23 protein-coding genes are annotated in these 19,893 nt (G+C 62.8%); 14 read left to right on the plus strand and 9 right to left on the minus strand.

Translation table 11 applies throughout. The annotated features are described in order from the left end of the window. Window positions 1–42 precede the first annotated feature (42 nt). Window positions 43–1,623, plus strand: a complete 1,581-nt coding sequence (locus FJ954_RS03875) for an LTA synthase family protein (RefSeq protein WP_246681011.1) — start codon at window positions 43–45, stop codon at window positions 1,621–1,623. A gap of 158 nt (window positions 1,624–1,781) precedes the next feature. Next, window positions 1,782–2,411, plus strand: coding sequence for a DUF480 domain-containing protein (locus FJ954_RS03880; RefSeq protein WP_140660467.1), 630 nt, complete (start codon window positions 1,782–1,784; stop codon window positions 2,409–2,411). A gap of 156 nt (window positions 2,412–2,567) precedes the next feature. Here the strand turns inward: FJ954_RS03880 and FJ954_RS03885 are convergent, their stop codons facing one another. Further along, the gene (locus FJ954_RS03885) at window positions 2,568–2,993 is read right to left on the minus strand and encodes an OsmC family protein (protein WP_015315043.1); all 426 of its coding nucleotides are present in this window, start codon (window positions 2,991–2,993) and stop codon (window positions 2,568–2,570) included. Between the two features lie 212 nt (window positions 2,994–3,205). On the opposite strand from FJ954_RS03885, the gene FJ954_RS03890 reads away from it, so the two are divergent. From FJ954_RS03890 to FJ954_RS03900, 3 genes are all read left to right on the plus strand, one after another. Then, entirely contained in the window at window positions 3,206–3,433 is a 228-nt protein-coding gene (locus FJ954_RS03890; protein WP_015315044.1) for a hypothetical protein, read from the plus strand. Next, on the plus strand, window positions 3,430–3,786 hold the full coding sequence (locus FJ954_RS03895) for a YciI family protein (protein ID WP_015315045.1): 357 nt from the start codon (window positions 3,430–3,432) through the stop codon (window positions 3,784–3,786). Before FJ954_RS03890 ends, FJ954_RS03895 begins: the two co-directional genes overlap by 4 nt. 141 nt (window positions 3,787–3,927) lie before the next feature. After that, on the plus strand, window positions 3,928–4,458 hold the full coding sequence (locus tag FJ954_RS03900) for a hypothetical protein (protein WP_015315046.1): 531 nt from the start codon (window positions 3,928–3,930) through the stop codon (window positions 4,456–4,458). Window positions 4,459–4,576: 118 nt separating this feature from the next. Here the strand turns inward: FJ954_RS03900 and FJ954_RS03905 are convergent, their stop codons facing one another. Beyond that, on the minus strand, window positions 4,577–5,836 hold the full coding sequence (locus tag FJ954_RS03905; protein WP_140618363.1) for a ubiquinone biosynthesis hydroxylase: 1,260 nt from the start codon (window positions 5,834–5,836) through the stop codon (window positions 4,577–4,579). Window positions 5,837–5,934: 98 nt separating this feature from the next. Between FJ954_RS03905 and tesB the strand changes: the two genes are divergently transcribed. From tesB to FJ954_RS03940, 7 genes are all read left to right on the plus strand, one after another. Next, the gene (gene tesB / locus FJ954_RS03910) at window positions 5,935–6,795 is read left to right on the plus strand and encodes an acyl-CoA thioesterase II (protein ID WP_140660468.1); all 861 of its coding nucleotides are present in this window, start codon (window positions 5,935–5,937) and stop codon (window positions 6,793–6,795) included. 298 nt (window positions 6,796–7,093) lie between these two features. Next, the gene (locus FJ954_RS03915; RefSeq protein ID WP_015315049.1) at window positions 7,094–7,432 is read left to right on the plus strand and encodes a P-II family nitrogen regulator; all 339 of its coding nucleotides are present in this window, start codon (window positions 7,094–7,096) and stop codon (window positions 7,430–7,432) included. Between the two features lie 31 nt (window positions 7,433–7,463). Next, window positions 7,464–8,819, plus strand: coding sequence for an ammonium transporter (locus FJ954_RS03920; RefSeq protein WP_015315050.1), 1,356 nt, complete (start codon window positions 7,464–7,466; stop codon window positions 8,817–8,819). Window positions 8,820–9,145: 326 nt separating this feature from the next. Next, a complete protein-coding gene (locus FJ954_RS03925) occupies window positions 9,146–9,424 on the plus strand; it encodes a hypothetical protein (RefSeq protein WP_015315051.1) in 279 nt (92 codons plus the stop codon). 208 nt (window positions 9,425–9,632) lie between these two features. After that, window positions 9,633–12,290, plus strand: coding sequence for a DNA translocase FtsK (locus FJ954_RS03930; protein ID WP_140660469.1), 2,658 nt, complete (start codon window positions 9,633–9,635; stop codon window positions 12,288–12,290). A gap of 133 nt (window positions 12,291–12,423) precedes the next feature. After that, entirely contained in the window at window positions 12,424–13,104 is a 681-nt protein-coding gene (locus FJ954_RS03935; RefSeq protein ID WP_140618433.1) for an outer membrane lipoprotein carrier protein LolA, read from the plus strand. A 98-nt stretch (window positions 13,105–13,202) separates the two neighbouring features. Continuing rightward, window positions 13,203–14,009: an exodeoxyribonuclease III gene (locus tag FJ954_RS03940; protein WP_140660470.1), complete on the plus strand. Its 807-nt coding sequence runs from the start codon at window positions 13,203–13,205 to the stop codon at window positions 14,007–14,009. A 169-nt stretch (window positions 14,010–14,178) separates the two neighbouring features. On the opposite strand, the gene FJ954_RS03945 is transcribed toward FJ954_RS03940, so the two are convergent. Beyond that, window positions 14,179–14,634 (minus strand): cyclic nucleotide-binding domain-containing protein, encoded by a 456-nt coding sequence (locus FJ954_RS03945; protein WP_015315055.1) that lies wholly within the window; start codon window positions 14,632–14,634, stop codon window positions 14,179–14,181. 123 nt (window positions 14,635–14,757) lie between these two features. After that, the gene (locus FJ954_RS03950; protein WP_015315056.1) at window positions 14,758–15,441 is read right to left on the minus strand and encodes a response regulator transcription factor; all 684 of its coding nucleotides are present in this window, start codon (window positions 15,439–15,441) and stop codon (window positions 14,758–14,760) included. 144 nt (window positions 15,442–15,585) lie between these two features. Between FJ954_RS03950 and FJ954_RS03955 the strand changes: the two genes are divergently transcribed. Further along, window positions 15,586–16,122 carry a L,D-transpeptidase gene (locus FJ954_RS03955; RefSeq protein ID WP_181177744.1) on the plus strand — a complete coding sequence of 179 codons (537 nt, stop codon included), beginning with the start codon at window positions 15,586–15,588 and terminating at the stop codon, window positions 16,120–16,122. Window positions 16,123–16,216: 94 nt separating this feature from the next. On the opposite strand, the gene FJ954_RS03960 is transcribed toward FJ954_RS03955, so the two are convergent. Next, window positions 16,217–16,459 carry a hypothetical protein gene (locus FJ954_RS03960; RefSeq protein ID WP_015315058.1) on the minus strand — a complete coding sequence of 81 codons (243 nt, stop codon included), beginning with the start codon at window positions 16,457–16,459 and terminating at the stop codon, window positions 16,217–16,219. A 166-nt stretch (window positions 16,460–16,625) separates the two neighbouring features. Between FJ954_RS03960 and gcvA the strand changes: the two genes are divergently transcribed. After that, window positions 16,626–17,558, plus strand: coding sequence for a transcriptional regulator GcvA (gcvA, locus tag FJ954_RS03965; protein WP_140660472.1), 933 nt, complete (start codon window positions 16,626–16,628; stop codon window positions 17,556–17,558). 4 nt (window positions 17,559–17,562) lie between these two features. Here the strand turns inward: gcvA and FJ954_RS03970 are convergent, their stop codons facing one another. Genes FJ954_RS03970 through FJ954_RS03985 form a run of 4 tightly spaced genes read right to left on the minus strand, consistent with a single transcriptional unit; the run spans window position 17,563 to window position 19,863 of the window. After that, a complete protein-coding gene (locus FJ954_RS03970; protein WP_140660473.1) occupies window positions 17,563–18,306 on the minus strand; it encodes a glycosyltransferase family 25 protein in 744 nt (247 codons plus the stop codon). A gap of 13 nt (window positions 18,307–18,319) precedes the next feature. Continuing rightward, on the minus strand, window positions 18,320–18,736 hold the full coding sequence (locus FJ954_RS03975; RefSeq protein WP_015315061.1) for a DUF1761 domain-containing protein: 417 nt from the start codon (window positions 18,734–18,736) through the stop codon (window positions 18,320–18,322). Window positions 18,737–18,757: 21 nt separating this feature from the next. Beyond that, window positions 18,758–19,483 carry a methyltransferase gene (locus tag FJ954_RS03980; protein ID WP_174361965.1) on the minus strand — a complete coding sequence of 242 codons (726 nt, stop codon included), beginning with the start codon at window positions 19,481–19,483 and terminating at the stop codon, window positions 18,758–18,760. Then, on the minus strand, window positions 19,438–19,863 hold the full coding sequence (locus FJ954_RS03985) for an EVE domain-containing protein (RefSeq protein ID WP_140660474.1): 426 nt from the start codon (window positions 19,861–19,863) through the stop codon (window positions 19,438–19,440). Before FJ954_RS03985 ends, FJ954_RS03980 begins: the two co-directional genes overlap by 46 nt. Window positions 19,864–19,893 lie beyond the last annotated feature (30 nt).

Genomic DNA, 19,893 nt, shown 5'->3' on the forward strand with positions numbered 1-19,893 from the left:
GTTCGTTACTGGCCAATAGGACCGTTGGTTAGCGCCGCGACGGTGGGATCGCTCACCTGGCTCACCTCGCAGGTCTATTTTCAGGAGAAGAGGCTGATCCTGGTCGTCGGCCTAGTGGCTTTGATCGCCCTTGTCTTGCTGGATCGCCTCCAGGGGGCAAGGACGGATCAGCCAGGAAGCGGGTGGTTCAGAGCCTATTTATCGCTCGTTCCGTGCTTTTTCTTCCTTGTCTATGTCTACCTCGAAAATGTTTTCGGCTATTTCGATTGGGCAGCGATGTTCATGCATGTCGACGCCGGAGTTCTCACCCCCAGTGTCGTTCTTGAGTATTTGATGAATACTGGAAGCACGATCCTGATCATTGCCGTCGGTCTTTTCGGTCTTGGCGCACTGAAGGCGCGCGGCACGCTGACAAGAGGATTGGACGTTGCCTTGATGGCATTCTTCCTGGCGGCAAACCCGATGCTGACACGTCCGATCGCGGCAGCGATCCATCCCAACCCGCTGCATGATTTCCTGTCCAAGCAGTTCGTCGATGTCACCTCTTTGACAAAGCCGGCTGAAACAGCGTCGGCGACCGCCGCGCCAAAGAACCTCATTCATATTTTCATTGAGAGCGCCGAGCGCACCTACATGAACGAGGCGGAGTTCGGCGACGTCATGGGTCCGCTGCTCGAATTCGACAGGCGTGGCGTTTCGGCGACCAACATGGTGCAACTTGCCTATACCAACAACTCCATCTCAGGGATGGTCGCTGCGAACTGTGGAACGCCGCTGCTGATATCGTTCTTCACGACGCGCCAGTATCTGGAGGAGAATTCGCAATTCCTGCCAGGACTGACCTGCCTGGGCGACGTTCTGAAGGCGCGGGGCTATCAGCAGAACTTTATTACCGGTTGGCCGCTCAACTTCACCGGTCAGGGCACATTCTATTCCACCCATGGCTACTCATCGCTTTTTGGGGGATCCGAAGTGGTGGCCGCCATCGCGGGGCGCGGCAACGCTTTTGGCGCCGACGACGCCGAAGTTCTGGATATGAGCTTCGGCGTCTTGCGCCGAGTGCAGCGGGACGGCAAACCGTTCTCGCTCACGATCGCCGTCAGCGGCGGGCATGCGATGGACGGCTACCTGACCGACAAATGCATCGGCAAGATGGGACTTCCTCCGCAGACCCCCAACATTCTCCATGCCGTGAAATGCACGAACATGCTCATCGCGGACTTCGTTCACAAAGCCGAAGCCGCGGGTCTGATGAGGAACACTGTTCTGGCCTTGCAAAGCGACCACCTCAGCGCGCCGAGCACGGTGACGGATCGCTTGAACAATTATGAACGCCGCAACTTCTTCTCGCTGTCGGGCGATGGCATTCCTTCCAAAACCTATACCGGGCTTGCGGGCACGATTGACATATTTCCCACCATTCTTGCCGCGCTGGGGGTGCCGCTCTCGAATGACCAGGCTGCCCTTGGCGTTTCGCTGCTTGGGGATCGACCGACGCTGAGCCGGGCACTTGGACAGGACCAGTTCGATGACGCTATCTATGCCGAGGATGTGCTCGTCAGGTCATTCTGGCAGTTGAAACCGACACGGACCGCCGTGGCGTCCGAGGCTGAGTCGCGTTAATGCGCGCCTGCGTTTGTTCGCTGCTAGATAGCGCCTACCTGGCCGAGGCCTCAACCCGATCAAGGCGATCGCCGAGATCAAGAGTTCTGCTCTGTCGCGCTTCTCGGATGTCTGTCAAAATCATGCTGTCCAAGAATCGGTAGAAAATAACCAATCCAATGAGCGAAGACCTTCCCATCCTCTCTCCCGCCGAAGCCCGCGTGCTTGGCTGCTTGATCGAGAAGAAGGAGCTGACGCCGGACGTCTATCCGCTGACGCTCAACGCGGCACTTGCCGCGGCCAACCAGAAGACGGCGCGCGAGCCTGTCATGACGCTGGAACAGACGGAGGTGCACAGGGCGTTGAAGCTGCTGGAGCAGAAAGGACTGGTCCGGCAGATGTTCGGTTCACGCGTCGAGCGCTACGAGCATCAGATGGCGCAGCGTTTCTCACTGACCACGCCGCAGACCGCGTTGCTCGGTCTGCTCTTGCTGCGCGGACCGCAGACGGCACATGAACTCCTGGCGCGAGCTGAGCGCATGGCGCGGTTTTCATCGATCGAAGACCTGCGCGGCGAACTCGACATGCTGATCGGCCGCCGGCCGCCATTGGTCCAGGAAATCCCACGCGGGCCGGGCCAGCGCGAGGACCGCTACGTGCATCTGCTCGCCGGTCCAGTGGATGTTGCCGCTCTCTCGGCTCAGCGCAGTGCGCCGGCCGCGCCTGCCTCCCATCTGGAAGCGAGGTTGGAGGCGCTGGAGCAGGAAGTCGCGGCCCTTCGCGCCCGGCTTGATACGCTGGGGGTTTGAGGCCACCAATCCGAGACGTCGGCGGGACGGCGCCCCCCTCTGTTCTGCCGGGCATCTCCCCACGAGGGGAACATTGGATGCTGAACCACTTTCGCCAATCTCCGATGCAGAAACGCCGGCCCTGGAGCCGGCGTTTGTCACTTCAGGCCAAGCCCTTCAGCCAAGCCTGGCGTCGAGCGAAACCTTGATCGCGCCAAGCGCTTGAGAGACCGGGCATTCGGCCTTGGCCTTCTCGGCCAATTCCTTGAACTTCGCCGCATCGATGCCGGGCACCTTGCCGACCAGGGTGATGGCGCTGCCGGTGATGCCGGTGCCGGGAACCAGCGTCACCACGGCCTTGGCGTCGAGTTCTTGCGCCGGCGTGCCGTTTTCGGCGAGGAAATGCGACAGCTGCATGGCGTAGCAGCCGGCATGGGCGGCCGCGATCAGTTCTTCCGGATTGGTGCCGGATTTGCCGCTTTCGTCCTCGAAGCGCGCCTTGAACGAATAGGGCGTACCCTTCAGGGTCCCGCTCTGCGTGTCGAGCGTGCCCTTGCCGTCTTTCAAATTGCCTTTCCAGACGGCGTTTGCGGTGCGGTCCATGAAGTCCTCCTGGGTTGTCGTGAACTTGTCCTGGGTGAGCCAGCGTCCGGCCAACTATAGCGCGGACGTCGGCGAAGACCACTGCGCTGTTTGGACCACGGCACGATGACGGCCCTTTCCGCCGAAAAAATACCCACGCAAAAATGTCGGCTTCCATCCGGGCCGGCCGTCCTGCGGGAGGCCACGGGATTTGTGGCCCGATGGAGGTTGACATGGACAATCTGTTTTTCGCGCTGTGGAAGAGGCCAGGCCGCGGGCCTGGGCGACAGGAGGACTTCTGGCTGGACCCGCCGGCGTCCGGCCTCGGCAGGCTGCTGGCGGCGCTTGCCATCATCACGGTCGCGGCATGCCTTCTCGACCATGCGGCAACGGCCGCGGGCAAGGCTGACATGGCTGTCGCCGCAGCCTATGGTTTTTCAAAAGAAGGGAGCTCGAAATGAAATATGTCTGCCTGGTCTATGGTGAGGAAAAAGAGCTCCATGCCATGACCGCCGAGGGTGCCGCCAAGCTCGATGCCGACTCGCTGGCCTATGACAGGTCATTGGATCAACAAGGCAAGCTGATCATCGCGCAGGCACTGCAATCGGTGAAGACGTCGAAGACCGTACGGCGGCGCAAGGGCAAGCAGCTGATCACCGACGGCCCGTTCGCGGAAACGAAGGAGCAGTTGCTCGGTTTCGTCATGATCGAAGCGAAGGATCTCGACGAGGCGCTGGACATCGCCGGCGAGATTCCGCTGGCCGAAATCGGTACGATCGAAGTGCGCGCGATCTACAACGTGCCGGGGTCATAATTCCCTGTCATGCGTTGCGCTCCCTTATAAACCTGGGCGTTCGGTTGAGCGAAGGTCCTGCCTTGCCGGGACTCAATTCTTGCGTGTTGAAGCAAGCCACGAGTTCTCCTATCGTCGCCCAAGACTTTGGGGGATTTGGACATGCCTTTCCTGATTGCTGTCCTTGGCGTGCTCGGAGCGGCGGCATTGTGGTGGTACCGGATGAAGGCGATGAACGACGCCGCGCGCGAGGTCGCCGAAGTCGTCGGGCGCGTTCAAGGCAACATCCGGCGCAAGAAGCTGCGCAAGCAGGCCGCGCTTTCGCCGCTGACGGCGATCGATGATCCGGTGGTGGCGGCAGCGACGCTGATCACCGCGATCGTTTCGGAAGATGGCCCTGTTCTGCCGCGGCGCGAGGCCGTCATTCGCGAGGTGATTTCGCAGATCGCAGCCGGGCCGAAGAAGACCGACGAGGCGGTTGTCTATGCCAAGTGGGCCGCGACCCAGATAGACGACACTACCATCGTCATCGACAAGCTGGCGCCCTTCCTGCGCGAACGCCTCGACCCGAACGAACGGGACGATCTGCTGCAAATGCTGAACCGGGTGGCTCAGGGCGGAGAGCAGAGCCTGAAGATACCCGACCAGCGCATGCTGCGGCTGCGCCAGAAGCTTGGTTTTGAAGTGAACTGAGATCGCCAGCCTCGGCGATTGGCGCGAAACTCCCGCTGCATTCTCATCCCCATGGCGGAGCAAGGAGCGAAGCGACGCGGCGCAGCCCACAGGCCGCGACGTCAAGTCAGCGAGACGATCAAATCGCCTCGCCCTTCAGCAGGCGCGGCGTGCCCGCGGATAGTCCCGATGCCTGGCGGATGAAGAACTCCTTCAGCCGCGGCATACGCTCGACGAGACCGAGGCCGATGTCGCGGACGGTGCGCAGCGGGGTGATGTCGTTGGAAAACAGCCGGTTCAGCACATCGGTCGTGATGCCCATCTGCACCGTGTCGAAACGGCGCCATTGCTGATAGCGTTCCAGCACGTCGAGCGCGCCGATGTCCTGGCCGAGCCGGTCGGCCTCGACGATCACCTCGGCAAGGGCGGCCACATCCTTGAAGCCGAGATTGAGCCCCTGGCCGGCGATCGGATGGATGCCGTGGGCGGCATCGCCGGCAAGCGCGATGCGCGGTGCCACGAAGGCGCGCGCGATGGTGAGACCAAGCGGCCAGGCGCGCGGCTTGTCGGCGACGCGGATTTCTCCAAGTTTCAGCCCAAAACGTTGTTCAAGTTCGTGTTCGAAGACGAGATCGTCGCCTTCGACGAGCGTTTTCGCATCTTCCGCCCGTTCGACCCAGACGATCGAAGAGCGGTTGGTGCCGTCCTCGTCGGGTATCAGCGGCAGCGTGGCGAACGGGCCGGCGGGCAGAAAATGCTCTTCGGCGCGGCCGTTGTGCGGGCGTTCATGGGCCACGGTGCAGACGATGCCGGACTGACCGTATTCCCACTTGACCGTCTTGATGCCGGCCATGTCGCGCAGTTTCGAATTGACGCCATCGGCGGCAACCAGCAACCGCGCTGCCAACGTGGCGCCGTCCGCCAGATGCACTGACATGCCGGCTCCATTGGTCTCAAAACCTTGCACCGCCACGCCTTCGATGATGTCGATGCCGAGCTGTTCGGCTTTGGCCCGCAAGGCGCCGTTCAACGCCCTGTTGGCGACCATATGCGCGAAAGGCTCACCCGGCGCCACCTCGCCGCCGAAGGTCAGGAAGACCGGGCGCACCGGATCGGCGCTGCGTGAATCGGTGATGATCATCTCAGTGATCGCCTGCGCCTTCGGCGCGATCTCGGCCCAGACGCCGAGCTGGTCGAGCATGCGGCAGGCCGCCGCGGCGATGGCGGAAGCGCGGCCATCCCTTTGCCAGGAACCGGCGGGCGCCGCGTCGACCAGCGCCACGGCGAGGCCCGGGCGAGCCTGTTTCAGCGAGACCGCGGCGGCCAGGCCGACATAGCCGGCACCCGCGACGAGAACATCGATCCCGGATCTGGCCTTGGCGTCCGCCTTGCGTTCCATTGTCTTGGCTCCTTGCGCGCCTACGGGGCTTGCGCCCTTGACGGCTCGTTCTTCCTGTCGGAAACCGCCATAGCAATTTTGCGGCGAGGTCACAAAACATGACGGCGGCGATCGACGAGCTTCTGCGCATTCTCGACCTCGAGAAGCTGGAACACAATCTGTATCGTGGTCGCAGCCCCCAGGTGGAGTGGCAGCGCGTGTTCGGCGGCCAGACCATCGCGCAGGCGCTGGTGGCGGCGCAGCGAACGGTGGAGCCCGACCGTTTCGTGCATTCGCTGCATGGCTATTTCATGCGCCCGGGCGACATCAAGGTGCCGATCATCTACGAGGTCGATCGCATCCGCGACGGCGGTTCCTTCACCACGCGGAGGGTGCTGGCAATCCAGCACGGACAGGCGATCTTTTCGCTGGAAGCGTCGTTCCAGGTCGACGAGAAGGGGCTCGAGCACCAGTTCGCGCTACCTGACGACGTGCCGCCGCCGGAAGGGCTGAAGACGCAGCGCCAGCTGCTCGAAACGGCCGACCGGGTACCGGAGGCGGTTCGCCGTTTCTGGGCGCGCGAGCGGCCGCTGGAGTTGCGGCCGGTCAACCTCCAGCACTATGAAAGCCGCGACAAGCTGCCGCCCCGGCAGAACGTCTGGATCCGCCTTGCCGGGCCGGTTCCCGACGACCGCGGGCTGCAGTCGGTGCTGCTCGCCTACCTCTCCGATATGACGCTGCTCGACACCTCGACCTTCGCCCATGGGCGCGGCCTGTTCGATCCCGACATCCAGGCCGCCAGCCTCGACCATTCGATGTGGTTCCATCGGCCGCATTCGCTCGACGGCTGGCTGCTTTATGCGCAGGACAGCCCCTCGAGTTCGGGATCGCGCGGTTTCAGCCGCGGCACGCTCTATGCCCGTGACGGCACGCTGATCGCCTCGATGGCACAGGAAGGGTTGATCCGGCTCAAGCGTTGAGCATTCGCGAGTCTTGTTTGAGCAAGATTCTTTGCGAAAGCCGATTCCATTTTTCCTGATCATGCTCAAAGCCGGCAAATTAGGCAATTTCACAAAATTGCTTAAATTTTGAGCATGCGGCGTGCCGCACATGCATACAGCAATTGGCGGCGGGCGCTCCATTCCCTTTGTTTCCAATAGGTTAACGCCCTGCTTCGGCACTTGGCACGGAGCTTGAATCCTTGGGGGCACTCTCCGGCTCTTTGGGATCGGTGAAGTCGTGCAAACGCGGGGCACCGCAACAGCAAAGGGTGAACCTATGAAAATCGTGATGGCAATCATCAAGCCGTTCAAGCTGGACGAGGTACGCGAAGCGCTTACCGCCGTCGGCATCCAGGGCCTGACCGTCACCGAAGTCAAAGGCTACGGGCGTCAGAAGGGGCATACGGAAATCTATCGGGGGGCGGAATACGCGGTCTCTTTCCTGCCGAAGATCAAGATCGAGGTCGCGGTCGCGGCCGACATGGTCGACAAGGCCGTCGAAGCCATCACCGCCGCGGCCAAGACCGGCCAGATCGGCGACGGCAAGATCTTCGTTTTCGGCATCGACCAGGCGGTGCGCATCCGCACCGGCGAAACAGACAGCGACGCGCTCTGAGCGGCGAACACGTATTCCAATGGAGAGTTCAATGAATATTCCTTCCACCTTGAAGACGACGGGACGGGCGGCCCTTCTGGGCACGCTCGCTCTCGCAGCGCTGGGCAGCGTCGCCGCCTTCGCGCAGGAAGCCGCACCCGCTGCCGCTGCCGCGGCACCTGCCGCCGCACCCACCCCGGTGCTCGATACCGGCAACACCGCCTGGATGCTGACCTCCACGGCGCTGGTGCTGATGATGACCATCCCGGGCCTGGCGCTGTTCTACGGCGGCATGGTGCGCAAGAAGAACGTGCTCGCCACCGTCATGCAGAGCTTCGCCATCACCTGCCTGGTGACGGTGCTATGGTTCATGTTCGGCTATTCGCTGGCCTTTTCCGACGGCGGCGGCATGAATGCCTATCTCGGAGGCACCTCGAAATTCTTCCACCACGGCATCACCACCGCCAGCCTGTGGCTGCCGGGTGTGGCCAACATCCCTGAATTCGTCTTCTCGATGTTTCAGATGACCTTCGCCATCATCACGCCGGCGCTGATTGCCGGCGCCTTCGCCGAACGCTTCAAGTTCTCGGCACTGCTGATCTTCATGGCACTGTGGCTGCTGATCGTCTATGTGCCGATCGCGCATTGGGTCTGGGGTGGCGGCTTCCTCGGTACGGCTGGCGTGCTCGACTTCGCCGGCGGCACGGTCGTTCACATCAATGCCGGTGTCGCGGGCCTCGTCTGTGCACTGGTTCTCGGCAAGCGCGAAGGCTATGGCACCACCAACATGGCGCCGCACAACCTCGTCTATTCGGTCATCGGCGCATCGCTGCTGTGGGTCGGCTGGTTCGGCTTCAACGCCGGTTCGGAACTGGCGGCCGACGGCCTTGCCGGTGCCGCCATGCTCAACACCCAGGTTGCCACCGCCGCCGCGGCACTGGCCTGGATGTTCGCCGAATGGATCATCGCCAAGAAGCCTTCCGTGCTCGGCATCATCTCGGGCGCCGTCGCGGGCCTCGTCGCGGTGACGCCGGCTTCCGGTTTCGTCAACCCGACCGGCGCCTTCATCGTCGGGATCGTCGCCGGCGTCGTCTGCTACCTCTCGGCGGTCAAGGTGAAGCACATGTTCGGCTATGACGACTCGCTCGATGCCTTCGGCGTGCATGGCGTCGGCGGCGTGGTCGGCGCCCTGCTGACCGGCGTGCTTGCCGACCCGGCGATCAACAGCCTCTCGTCGGGCGCTTCTCTCGGCAAGCAGATCTACGGTGTCGCCGTCACCATTGTCTGGACGGCGGTTGCCACCTTCGTCATCCTCTACGTCGTCAAGGCGCTGGTCGGCCTGCGTCCGACGACCCAGGAAGAAGTCGAAGGCCTCGACATCTCCCAGCATGGCGAAGTGGTGCCGTAAGGCATCCTTGCCAACGGGCCGGCGGAACCCTCCTCCCGCCGGCCCCATGTTTGCCGCGCAATTCCGGAGGGAAAACCGCGAATCCCTTCTGCTGGAATTGCTTTGAAAGGATCCCGTCGTGATGCTCCCGCAAGGAGGTCACGCCTTGAGGCCCGGATCGCTCCGGGCCTCTTTTTTTGCAAATTCGTTCTCGCTTCGTCCGAGTCCACGCAATCACGTTCGCGTGAAGAAGCTTTTCGAGGAAACATCGACCGCTCTGTCGCCGAACTCAGGAGGCGATCGTCGTTCTGACGCTCGTGATTTTGAAACAGGGAAGGAATTTTCTCATGAACCTCAAGAATATCTGCCTCGGGGCACTCGCACTTTCCATGGTCAGCGGCTTTGCATTTGCCGGCGCACTGGACGAGCCGGACAACATGGCGCCGTTCTTCACCGATTCCAGCATGAAGACCATGAAGCCAATGGAGGAATTCAAGGCAGCTTTCATGGCCATGCCGAAGGAGAAGCAGGACGCCATGATGAAGGAATGCCAGGACGCTGCGATGAGCAAGCCGCACGCCGAGTTCTGCGCCAATGTGAAGATGCTCGGCGGCGCCAGCAAGTAGCACGCTGCCCAGCCCAACGAATGGATGGCGGGCCAGGGCGCCCGCCATTTTTCTTATGGTGCGGTCACTGGTAGATGTCGGTGCCAAAAGGACGGCCCCCACGGCCTTATAGTTAATGCGCCCTTAACCTTCCCACGCCTAGTCTGGCATCCGAATCTGCCGGAGTGCGTCATGCGCTGCGGCCAGGCAATCACTGACGGGGAAGAGCATGCGTTCAGGGGCTTCAGCACCGCTCGCGCTGACCGATACGGGGCACGGCATCCAGGCATTCGCGCGGCGCCAGGTCGGCCGGCTGATCGGCACCGGCCTGTTCGCGTTCACGGCCTTCGCCGTCGCCAGCCTCGCGACCTGGAACGTCGCCGATCCAAGCTTCTCGCATGCCACCGCCAACATCGTCACCAACGCCATGGGCTATGCCGGCGCGGTGTTCTCCGACCTCGCCATGCAGTTCTTCGGCCTTGCCGCGGTCGCCGCGCTGGTTCCGGCAGTGATCTGGGGATACCTCCTGTTTTCGGCGCGCGGCGTCGACCGGCTGCCCAGGCGCGGGCTGTTCTGGTTCGGTTTCGCGCTGCTCGCCGCCGCCATCGCCGGCTGCATCGTTCCGCCCAAGACCTGGCCGCTGCCCACCGGCCTCGGCGGCGTCTTCGGCGACATGGTGCTAAAGATCCCCGGTGTCCTCATCGGCGGCTATCCAACCGGGCTGGTGGCCAGCGTGCTCGCCATAGTGCTGGCTGCGCCCGCGCTCTGGCTGTTCGCCCATGGCGCGGCGCTGCTCGGGCGCAAGAACGGCTTCGCCGTGATGGAAGAACCGGCCGCCGCGGACCCGCGCGAGGACGAGCTTCTGTTCGACAATGACGAGGACGAGGGCGACGAGGGCATACTGGCGCTCGGCGCAATCACCCATTGGTGGCTTTCTTTCCGCGCGTGGATGCATCGCCGCGCGGTGCGCCGCAGGCAGGAGCGCGACGAGTTCGAACCGGAGATGGAGCCGCGCGCCAGCGCCTGGCGCCGGGCCGCCGAACGCGTCGAGTCGGCCGAGTTCGCCGAGCAGCGCATGAGCCATGACGGCCGCGCCCGTGTCGAACCGGAATTCTTCGCCGCCATGGTCAACGACCGCAGCGTCTCCGTCGACCCGGACGACGACGATGCCTTCGGCCGCGACGACGCGGATATGGATTTCGATGACGAGCCCGTCGCGCAGCGGCGTGCTCCCACGGCCAAGGTCCAGCAGTTCCGTTCCGATGCCGCCACCCGGGTGGAGGCGCCGGCGGCGCGACCGGTACCGGGCGCCCGCGTCCAGCGCGAGGCGCAAACCTCGCTGATCGGCTCCGACACGTTCGAAATGCCGTCGCTGCATTTCCTGTCCGAACCGAAGAATGTCGCGCGCGACCCAAGTCTTTCCAAGGACGCGCTGGAACAGAATGCGCGCCTGCTCGAAGGCGTGCTGGAGGATTTCGGCGTCAAGGGCGAGATCATTGCCGTTCGCCCGGGTCCGGTCGTCACCCTTTACGAACTCGAACCCGCACCGGGCATCAAGTCGTCGCGCGTCATCGGCCTTTCCGACGACATCGCCCGTTCGATGAGCGCGATCGCCTGCCGCGTCGCCGTGGTGCCGGGCCGCAACGCCATCGGCATCGAACTGCCCAACGCCAAGCGCGAAACGGTTTACCTCCGCGAGATCATGGCCAGCCGCGACTTCGAGACGACCAAGGCCAAGCTGGCGCTGGCGCTGGGCAAGACCATCAATGGCGAAGCCGTCATCGTCGACATCGCCAAGATGCCGCACGTGCTGGTCGCCGGCACCACCGGTTCGGGCAAGTCGGTCGCCATCAACACCATGATCCTGTCGCTGCTCTACCGCCTCACCCCGCAGGAGTGCCGGCTGATCATGATCGATCCGAAAATGCTCGAACTCTCCGTCTATGACGGCATTCCGCACCTGCTGACGCCCGTGGTCACCGACCCGAAGAAGGCGGTGGTGGCGCTGAAATGGACCGTGCGCGAGATGGAGGACCGCTACCGCAAGATGTCCAAGGTCGGCGTGCGCAACATCGACGGCTTCAACGCACGCGTGCAGCAGGCCGAGAAGAAGGGCGAAAAGATCTCGCGCACTGTGCAGACCGGCTTCGACCGCCAGACAGGCGAGGCGATCTACGAGACCGAGAATCTCGATCTCGAGCCGATGCCCTATATCGTCGTCATCATCGACGAAATGGCCGACCTGATGATGGTCGCCGGCAAGGACATCGAAGGCGCGGTGCAGCGCCTGGCGCAGATGGCGCGCGCGGCCGGCATCCACGTCATCATGGCCACGCAACGTCCGTCGGTCGACGTCATCACCGGCACCATCAAGGCCAACTTCCCGACCCGCATCTCCTTCCAGGTGACGTCCAAGATCGACAGCCGCACCATTCTGGGCGAGCAGGGCGCCGAGCAGCTGCTCGGCATGGGCGACATGCTCTACATGGCCGGCGGCGGCCGCATCCAGCGCGTGCACGGGCCGTTCGTCTCCGATGACGAGGTCGAGAAGATCGTCGGGCACCTGAAGCTGCAGGGCGTGCCGGAATATCTCGACGCCATCACCGAGGACGACGGCGAGGACGCCGACGAGCCGTCCGGCAAGGCCGGTTCGGGCGGCGGTGGCGGTGGCAATTTCGAGGATTCCGACGATCCTTATGATCAGGCGGTTTCGGTGGTGCTGCGCGACGGCAAGGCCTCGACCAGCTACATCCAGCGGCGTCTGGGCATCGGCTATAACAGAGCCGCCTCGATTATCGAGAAGATGGAAAAGGAAGGCATTGTCGGCCCGGCCAACCATGCCGGAAAACGCGAAATCCTGGTGCCGACAGAAGACGACAAGTTCTGACAGTGCAGAGTCCGCGGCAACTTTGAACCTTCTGGCGCGTTCACCGACTGAGCAGCGATCGGCTCGCCAAACTTCAGCCCAACTGGGGGTTCACGACAGCGGCCAAATCAGGAACCGGACGAGAGTGACCGATATGAAAAACGATCTTTCAGCGCTCAGCGATTTTGCCCCGACACGCCGCCAGTTGGTTGGCCTCGGCCTGGTCTTAGCGGGTGCCGCCGCACTTAACGTGGTGCCCGGATTCGAGTTGCTGGCCTCAGCGCAGGCGGCTGTGCCCGCGGCGGCACAGAAGATCGCCGACCATTTCTCGGCGGTCAAATCGATGAGCGGCGAATTCGTCCAGTTCGGCCCCAAGGGCGAGCAGACCGGCGGAAAATTCTTCCTGGAACGGCCGGGCAAGATCCGCTTCAACTATGACGGGTCTTCGAATTTCCGGGTGATTTCCGACGGCAGATCGGTTGCCATACTCAACAAGAAACTGAACACGTCGGACCTTTATCCGCTGTCGAAGACGCCGCTGAAACTGCTGCTCGACGACCGTATCGACCTCTCCGGCAACCGCGTCAAGAGCGTCAAGGAAGAAGACGACCTCACTACCATCCAGCTTTCCGACAAGTCGGTTTTCGGCAATGCGCGGATCACCATGATGTTCGACCCGAAAACCTATGATCTGCGGCAGTGGACGATCACCGACGCGCAGGGCAAGGACACGACGGTGATGATCTTCAACACCAAGGAAGGCGTCAGCTTCGCGCCCGACACCTTCGCCATCGACTATACGGCCAATCGCGAGCTGAACACCAAGACGCGGTAGGCCCGCCGATATAGCCAGGCCCGTTAGCGGAGCGGGCTGGCTTGTTTTTGCGGCGCGCGGCTGGCAGTAGAATGGCGATCTCTTGCCGGACCCTCCGCATGCCCTTTTCGATCGCCACCTGGAACATCAACTCCGTGCGCCTGCGCATGCCGATCGTCGAACGCCTGCTCGATGAGTACGCGCCCGATGTGCTCTGCCTGCAGGAAACCAAGGTCCCGGACGAGCTCTTTCCCGAAAAAGCCTTTCGCAAGGTCGGCTATCCCTACATCGCATTTCATGGCCAGAAGGGCTATCACGGCGTGGCGACGGTGGCGCGGCGGCCGATCGAGGTGGTCGAAAAGCGCCGCTTTTGCGACATCGAGGACAGCCGGCACCTGTCGGTGACGGTACAGGCCGGCGGCAAGACCATCCTGGTGCACAATTTCTACGTGCCCGCGGGTGGCGACGAGCCGGATCCCGAGATCAACAGGAAGTTCAGGCACAAGCTCGATTTCGTCGCCGAGATGAACGCCATCCGGGCCGAGCATGGCGAGGTATCGGCGTCGGTGCTGGTCGGGGACCTCAATATCGCGCCGCTGGAGCATGATGTCTGGTCGCACAAGCAACTGCTCAACGTGGTCAGCCACACGCCGGTCGAGGCCGAAAACTTCGAGGCGATGCGGCGCGCCGGCGGCTGGGTCGACCTGATGCGGCACAACGTGCCACCGGAACAGAAGCTCTATACCTGGTGGAGTTATCGCGCGCAGGATTGGGAGGCGTCCAATCGCGGCCGGCGGCTCGACCATGTCTGGTCGTCGCCAAACCTGCTGCCCAGTTTTGCCGGCTATGAGATCCTTAGAGCCGCCCGTGGCTGGGACCGGCCGTCGGACCATGTGCCAGTGATTGCCCGGTTCGCCCTGGATTAAGTTTATGATATTCAGGTGAAGCCGGCCTGCAAACGGCGGCTTCCTGCGCTTCCCAGTTCTACTACGTCGCAGTAGAACTGTGCTCACGTACTTTAGTACGCTTCTCGGAGTCCGCCGTTTTCGCCTCGGCCTGACCTGAATCTCGACACCTGCGGCGTCAAATGCCAGGTCAACCCGAAAATCGTGGCGCCAATTCCTCGATGCGGCGGATCATGTCGTGGAATTCCTCGGAGATGCGCTGATGCAGCTTCACCGCCAATTCCGGGTATTCCTCCAGGATGCGCCGGAACATCTTGCGGCTCAGCCTTATCACTTCCGAGTCGATTTCGGCCGAGGCGCTGGTCAGCCGGTTGGTATCGGCGATCAGCGCCAGCTCGCTAAGCATCGTGCCTGGGCCGACCTTGCCGATCGGGATGCGCTCGCCATCCTGCTCGCGATAGAGCACGATGCGCCCGCTGACCACGACATAGGCCGAGTCGGCCACGTCGTCCTCGCGATAAAGCTTGTGGTCGGCCTGCACCAAAGTGGTCTCGGCACCGAAGGCGAGCAGGCGCAACTGTTCCTGCGTGAAGCCCTCGAAAAGCCTCACGGCGGACAGGATGCGGATGTCGTCATCCAGCGCCATCTAGCTGTGTCCCCGAACGGTCAGTCCAATCCCTCCTCTGCGGTACGATCCCAGAATCCCCCTCCAACAGGATCGTACCCGAAAGCGGCCCCGCCCGAACCGCTCATTTGAATGGTGAAATGTTTAAGGAACCAGCTTGTAGCCGCCGCTTTCTGTCACAAGAATTTCAGCATTGGAAGGATCGCGCTCGATCTTCTGGCGCAGACGGTAGACATGGGTTTCCAGGGTATGCGTGGTGACGCCGGAATTGTATCCCCACACTTCCTCCAGCAGCACGTCGCGGGTCACCACCTTCTGGTCGGCGCGATAGAGATACTTGATGATCGAGGCTTCCTTTTCCGTCAGCCGCACCTTGCCGCCGCGCTGGTCGATGAGCAGTTTCTGGCTGGGCTTGAAGGTGTAGGGGCCGACCGAGAAGGTCGCGTCCTCGCTCTGCTCATGCTGGCGCAGTTGCGCCCGGATACGGGCAAGCAGCACCGCGAAGCGGAACGGCTTGGTCACATAGTCGTTGGCGCCGGCCTCGAGACCCAGAATCGTGTCCGAATCGGTATCGTGGCCGGTCAGCATGATGATGGGCGCCTTGTAGCCGCCCTTGCGCAGGATCTTCACCGCCTCCCGGCCGTCCATGTCGGGCAGACCGACATCCATGATGAGCAGGTCGATGAGCCCGCCGCGCGCAGCGGTGACGCCTTTTGCCGCAGTCGCTTCCTGCAGCACATCGAATTCCTCGTAGAGGGACAGTTGCTCGACCAGTGTGCCGCGCAGGTCGTCATCGTCATCGACGATCAGGATGGTACGTGAGGTCATGGATCAATCCGTTGTTTTGAAAAGTGAATTCAGTTGACCGCTGCGTATTTATGCGGAAGCTGGCCGGCACAATAGCCGATCACAGTGATTTGTTCCGTGGCACGATCATACAAGAAAAAACGCGATCGCAATGCAGCCGGCGCAATTTTGGCAAAACGGCTGCGCGTGCTGACCGTGCGGGCTCGGCCCGGCCATCCATGCCAAGGCCTGCTGCAGGCCGGCAAAACGGTGTTTGCGTGCGCGCTGGGGCGTGGCGGCATCTCGGCCGGCAAGCGCGAAGGCGACGGCGCCACGCCGCTCGCTTCGATGCGCATACTGACGGGCTATTTCCGGGGAGATCAGTTTGCCGCCGGGCGCAGAACGCGGCTGGCGATGGCGCCGATCGGGCCGGACCTCGGCTGGTGCGAAGTGCCTGACGACCGCAACTATAACAGGCCGGTCAAGATTCCCTACGGCGCCAGCCACGAACGCATGCGGCGCGACGACCGGCTCTATGACGCCTGCCTGGTGCTCGACTGGAACATCGCGCCGCGCCGGCGCGGGCGCGGCAGCGCCATCTTCTTCCATCTGGCGCGTCCCGGCTTCACGCCGACGGAAGGTTGCGTGGCGGTGACCGCGCGCACGATGGCGCGGCTTTTGCCGCTGCTGTCGGACCGGACAGTGGTAAGGGTGGTGAGATAGGGGAATAGGGAATAGGGAATAGGGAATAGGGAATAGGGAAGTCTTCAGCGGCAGCAGACACGCTCAAGCTGCATCATCCTACTCCCCTGCTCGCTTATCCCTTCCTGTTCCGCTGCCAGCCGATGTCGAGAAGGCCCAACCGGCCTGTCTCGCGGTCCATGGCCCGGGCGATGTCCCTGCGGCCGGCCCCGATATCGCGCAACTGGCGATCGGAGAGGTCCTCGACGTTCTGGTGAGGAAGGTTGACGGCGACCTTGGCCTGCCGCAGCCAGGTACGGGCAGCCGACAGCCAGTCTGGCCGGGCGATGTATGCAGGGCGAAGAGCGATGTGAGACATGAGGTGATCCGTATTCCCCGGAGATCAAATCCGGTTTGATGGTGTCTTTGATGCTGCAATCATGCTGTATTGAAAAACCAACGGGAAACGAGTAGTTCTTGTCTGATCATCAAGTTTTATTTGAGGATTAAGGCTCCATGAGCCGCTTCGATCAGGCCGCACACTGATGGCAGCGCTCTTGCCGGGAACGCGGGCGCTCAGGACGCTGGAGGCGGCGGCCCGGCACCTCAATTTCACCCGCGCCGCCGACGAGCTCGGCCTGACGCCTGCCGCCGTCAGCCACCAGATCAAGGAAATCGAGGATCAGCTCGGCATCGTGCTGTTCACCCGCACCAGCCGCACCATCCGGCTGACGGAGGCGGGCACGGTGCTTTACGAGGCGGCGACCGACACGCTCGACCTGCTTGGCCGCGCCGTGATGCGGGCGCGCAAGATGGCGCGCGGCACCGAATTCCTGAAGGTGACGCTGGATGCGCAGTTCGCGGCGAAATGGCTGATGCGGCGCGTCGAGAATTTCCGCCAGCAGCGGCCGGGCATCGAACTCAGGTTCGACATCGCCTATGGCTTGCGCGATTTCGATCTCGACGACGTCGATGTCGGCATCCGCTTCGGCGCCGGCAAATATCCGGGGCTCAGCGCACACCGCCTGTTCGACAACATCATCATTCCGGTGTGCAGTCCGGGCCTCCTGACATCGGGGCCGCCCCTGCGCGAGCCGCGCGACTTGTTCAACCACACGCTTGCCCATATCGAATGGGCCCGCCAGGGCGTGACATGGCCGAACTGGCGCATGTGGATGGCGGCGGCCGGCATCAACGATTTCGACGACAGCCGCACCGTGGTCTTCGGCACATCGACGGATGCGGTGCAGGCAGCGCTCGACGGCAATGCCGTCGCGCTCGCCGATTTCGCCATGGTGGCAAACGACCTGTCCGAGGGCCGGCTGGTGCGGCCCTTTGAGCTCAGCATCAGGGTTGCGCCGGAATACGCTTATTTCCTGGTTTATCCCCAGGCCATGGCCGACGATCCCCGCATTGTCGCCTTCCGCGAATGGGTCCTAGAGGAAGTTTCCAGGACGCGGACAGCGGACAAGGTGTAGTCCCTCAGGACCGGGCGTTGTGGCCGAAGATCATGCGTCGGTATTTCTTCACGTTCCATTTCAGCTTCTTGTAGAGCAGCGGCTGCATCTTGCCGGCGACGGAAGTCTGGAACGCACCGTTTTCGCTGCCTTGCTCGACGATTGGCCGCTCGAACCACAGCATCTCAACGCCCAGCTTTTCGTCCATCTGTTCGATCTGGTGGTCGATCACGGTGTAGATCTTGTGTTGATCGATCCAGGCACAACGGGCTTCGGCGACCGGACGGGTGATGAGATAGGAATCCGCGCACCTGGCATGCAGTGCCGGGTAGAGCCTCTGGCCCCTGCGCAATTTCCAGCTCGGCGTGTAGTAGTTGCTGCCGTTGCCGAAATAGATGACGGCCTTGCGCATCGGGCTGCCGAGTTCGGCCAGCCCTTGCCGGAATTTGGCGACGAAGTCGCGCGCGAGGAAGACGTCATCCTCGAAGACCAGGCAATAGGGCAGGTCGGTTTCGAGGAAGTCGCGCCAGATGCCGACATGCTTCAGCGCCAGCGAGACCTGCGCCGGGTGGACAAAATCGGGAGCGACCAATTCAGCACGGATTTCCGGGGTGATATCCGCCCTGTCCCAGTCGGTGTAGAAGGTGACCGGCACGCCGCGCCGGTCGAACTCGCGCACGATGTGCCGGCGCCGGTCGTCGTAGCCCTGCTTGACGTGACAGATCCTGGTGAACACCAGGTCGCGGGGAAATCCGGACTTATCCGCCATCGTCAACGCACCGTCAGCTTGCAGCGGCGCCGAACCAGCCGATCACCGCGCCGATGATCAACAGCACGCCAAGCCAGTGACCGCCGTCAATGACAGTCAGGTCCCAGCCGAAATTCTCGTAGCGATGGTTGACCGACAGCGTCGTGGCGACAAAACCCAGCCAAAGCACGAAACCGAAGATCAGTCCGGCCAGCCAGGTCGGCTCACCACCCGTCATCGCGCCGACGACCAGGGCCATGATGTAGGCCATCAGCAGTTCGGCGATGAAGGAGATGACGAAGGGCAGAGGCGATTTCTTCATCGTCGCCGGATCGAGCCTGGCGGCCTTCAGCCAGGGCTTGCTCAACGCCATGTACCAGGCGGCGCCGAACAGCCAGGCCACGACGGCGGCGGCGATCACCGCCAGCCAATTCACCGCTGAAAAATCCATGCGTTCCCCTCCTGTGCGGTTTTATGGAAACGCCTGTTCGGCGATGGCGTCAAGCAGTCGCCATACCGTGGTGCGTTTGACTTCGGCATCCTCCAGCGCCCTTGTCACCGGCACCTGATAGACGGCAAGCGGCTCCAGCCCCGATCGCGGCAGATAGGACCGGCCGGGATCGCCGACCAGAATGTCGGCGCCACGCCGTTTGAGCGTCGAAAACCACGGCATCAGCCGGTCGGCGAAGGGTTTGTCGTAGAAGACGTCGCCTGCCAGGACCACGTCCCAGCCCGCATCGGTGCCCACACAGTCCGTGCCGAGGAACGCGATGCCGACGCCGTTGGCCTCGCTGTTGAGGCGGATCGCGGTGGCGCAGAACGGGTCGATGTCGGCGGCGGTTACCTCGGCAGCGCCCGCCTTGACGGCGGCGATGGCGACGAGTCCGGAGCCCGAAGCGAAATCGAGCACGCGCTTGCCTCGGACCATATCGGGATTGTCGATGACATAGCGGGCGAGGCCCTGGCCGCCCGCCCAGGCAAACGCCCAAAAGGGCGGCGGCAGGCCGATCTCGACAAGTTCGTCCTCTGTTCGCTGCCAGAGATCATGCGCTTCGTCGGCGAGGTGAAGGCGAATTTCTGGCACATGCGGCGGCGCCATCAGCGCCGTGTTGTCGAGAATGAATTGCTTGGCGCTATCGGGCGTAAGTGCCGTCACGGCGCAGGCATCAGGCCGCCCATGCGGCAGACTTCCTTCCATTCGGCCGGGGTCACCGGCTGCACGGAAAGCCGTCCGAGCCGCACCAGCGCCATCTCGGCCAGTTTCGGATTGGCTTTGACTTCGTCCAGCGTCGGCGGGTTCGGCATGTCCCTGACGGCGCGGATGTCGACACACTCCCAGCGCGGATCATCCGACGTGGTGTCGGGATGGGCCAGCGCGCAGACCTCGGCAATGCCGACCACGTTCAGCCCGTCGTTGGAATGGTAGAAGAAGCCGAGATCGCCGACCTGCATGGCCTTCATGTTGTTGCGGGCGGCGTAGTTGCGTACGCCGTCCCATTGGGTGCCGGCATTGCCCTTGGCCTTCAACGCCTCGAAGGAGAAAACCGAGGGTTCGGATTTGAACAGCCAGTAGTTCATTTTCTCTCCTCCTTGCGGCCCAGTCGCGGG

Source organism: Mesorhizobium sp. B2-3-15 (assembly GCF_006442875.1).
Classification (GTDB): Bacteria; Pseudomonadota; Alphaproteobacteria; order Rhizobiales; family Rhizobiaceae; genus Mesorhizobium; species Mesorhizobium australicum.

What these genes read in the sequence shown, in the direction of transcription:
- FJ954_RS03880 (WP_140660467.1), top strand. Translation starts at nt 1,782, where the DNA reads ATGAGCGAAGACCTTCCCATCCTCTCTCCCGCCGAAGCCCGCGTGCTT.
- tesB (WP_140660468.1), top strand. Translation starts at nt 5,935, where the DNA reads ATGACGGCGGCGATCGACGAGCTTCTGCGCATTCTCGACCTCGAGAAG.
- FJ954_RS03885 (WP_015315043.1), bottom strand. Translation starts at nt 2,993, where the DNA reads ATGGACCGCACCGCAAACGCCGTCTGGAAAGGCAATTTGAAAGACGGC.
- FJ954_RS03980 (WP_174361965.1), bottom strand. Translation starts at nt 19,483, where the DNA reads ATGGAAGGAAGTCTGCCGCATGGGCGGCCTGATGCCTGCGCCGTGACG.
- FJ954_RS03945 (WP_015315055.1), bottom strand. Translation starts at nt 14,634, where the DNA reads ATGGCGCTGGATGACGACATCCGCATCCTGTCCGCCGTGAGGCTTTTC.
- FJ954_RS03900 (WP_015315046.1), top strand. Translation starts at nt 3,928, where the DNA reads ATGCCTTTCCTGATTGCTGTCCTTGGCGTGCTCGGAGCGGCGGCATTG.
- FJ954_RS03970 (WP_140660473.1), bottom strand. Translation starts at nt 18,306, where the DNA reads ATGGCGGATAAGTCCGGATTTCCCCGCGACCTGGTGTTCACCAGGATC.
- FJ954_RS03985 (WP_140660474.1), bottom strand. Translation starts at nt 19,863, where the DNA reads ATGAACTACTGGCTGTTCAAATCCGAACCCTCGGTTTTCTCCTTCGAG.
- FJ954_RS03895 (WP_015315045.1), top strand. Translation starts at nt 3,430, where the DNA reads ATGAAATATGTCTGCCTGGTCTATGGTGAGGAAAAAGAGCTCCATGCC.
- FJ954_RS03950 (WP_015315056.1), bottom strand. Translation starts at nt 15,441, where the DNA reads ATGACCTCACGTACCATCCTGATCGTCGATGACGATGACGACCTGCGC.
- FJ954_RS03925 (WP_015315051.1), top strand. Translation starts at nt 9,146, where the DNA reads ATGAACCTCAAGAATATCTGCCTCGGGGCACTCGCACTTTCCATGGTC.
- FJ954_RS03930 (WP_140660469.1), top strand. Translation starts at nt 9,633, where the DNA reads ATGCGTTCAGGGGCTTCAGCACCGCTCGCGCTGACCGATACGGGGCAC.
- FJ954_RS03935 (WP_140618433.1), top strand. Translation starts at nt 12,424, where the DNA reads ATGAAAAACGATCTTTCAGCGCTCAGCGATTTTGCCCCGACACGCCGC.
- FJ954_RS03940 (WP_140660470.1), top strand. Translation starts at nt 13,203, where the DNA reads ATGCCCTTTTCGATCGCCACCTGGAACATCAACTCCGTGCGCCTGCGC.
- FJ954_RS03975 (WP_015315061.1), bottom strand. Translation starts at nt 18,736, where the DNA reads ATGGATTTTTCAGCGGTGAATTGGCTGGCGGTGATCGCCGCCGCCGTC.
- gcvA (WP_140660472.1), top strand. Translation starts at nt 16,626, where the DNA reads ATGGCAGCGCTCTTGCCGGGAACGCGGGCGCTCAGGACGCTGGAGGCG.
- FJ954_RS03905 (WP_140618363.1), bottom strand. Translation starts at nt 5,836, where the DNA reads ATGGAACGCAAGGCGGACGCCAAGGCCAGATCCGGGATCGATGTTCTC.
- FJ954_RS03890 (WP_015315044.1), top strand. Translation starts at nt 3,206, where the DNA reads ATGGACAATCTGTTTTTCGCGCTGTGGAAGAGGCCAGGCCGCGGGCCT.
- FJ954_RS03915 (WP_015315049.1), top strand. Translation starts at nt 7,094, where the DNA reads ATGAAAATCGTGATGGCAATCATCAAGCCGTTCAAGCTGGACGAGGTA.
- FJ954_RS03960 (WP_015315058.1), bottom strand. Translation starts at nt 16,459, where the DNA reads ATGTCTCACATCGCTCTTCGCCCTGCATACATCGCCCGGCCAGACTGG.
- FJ954_RS03920 (WP_015315050.1), top strand. Translation starts at nt 7,464, where the DNA reads ATGAATATTCCTTCCACCTTGAAGACGACGGGACGGGCGGCCCTTCTG.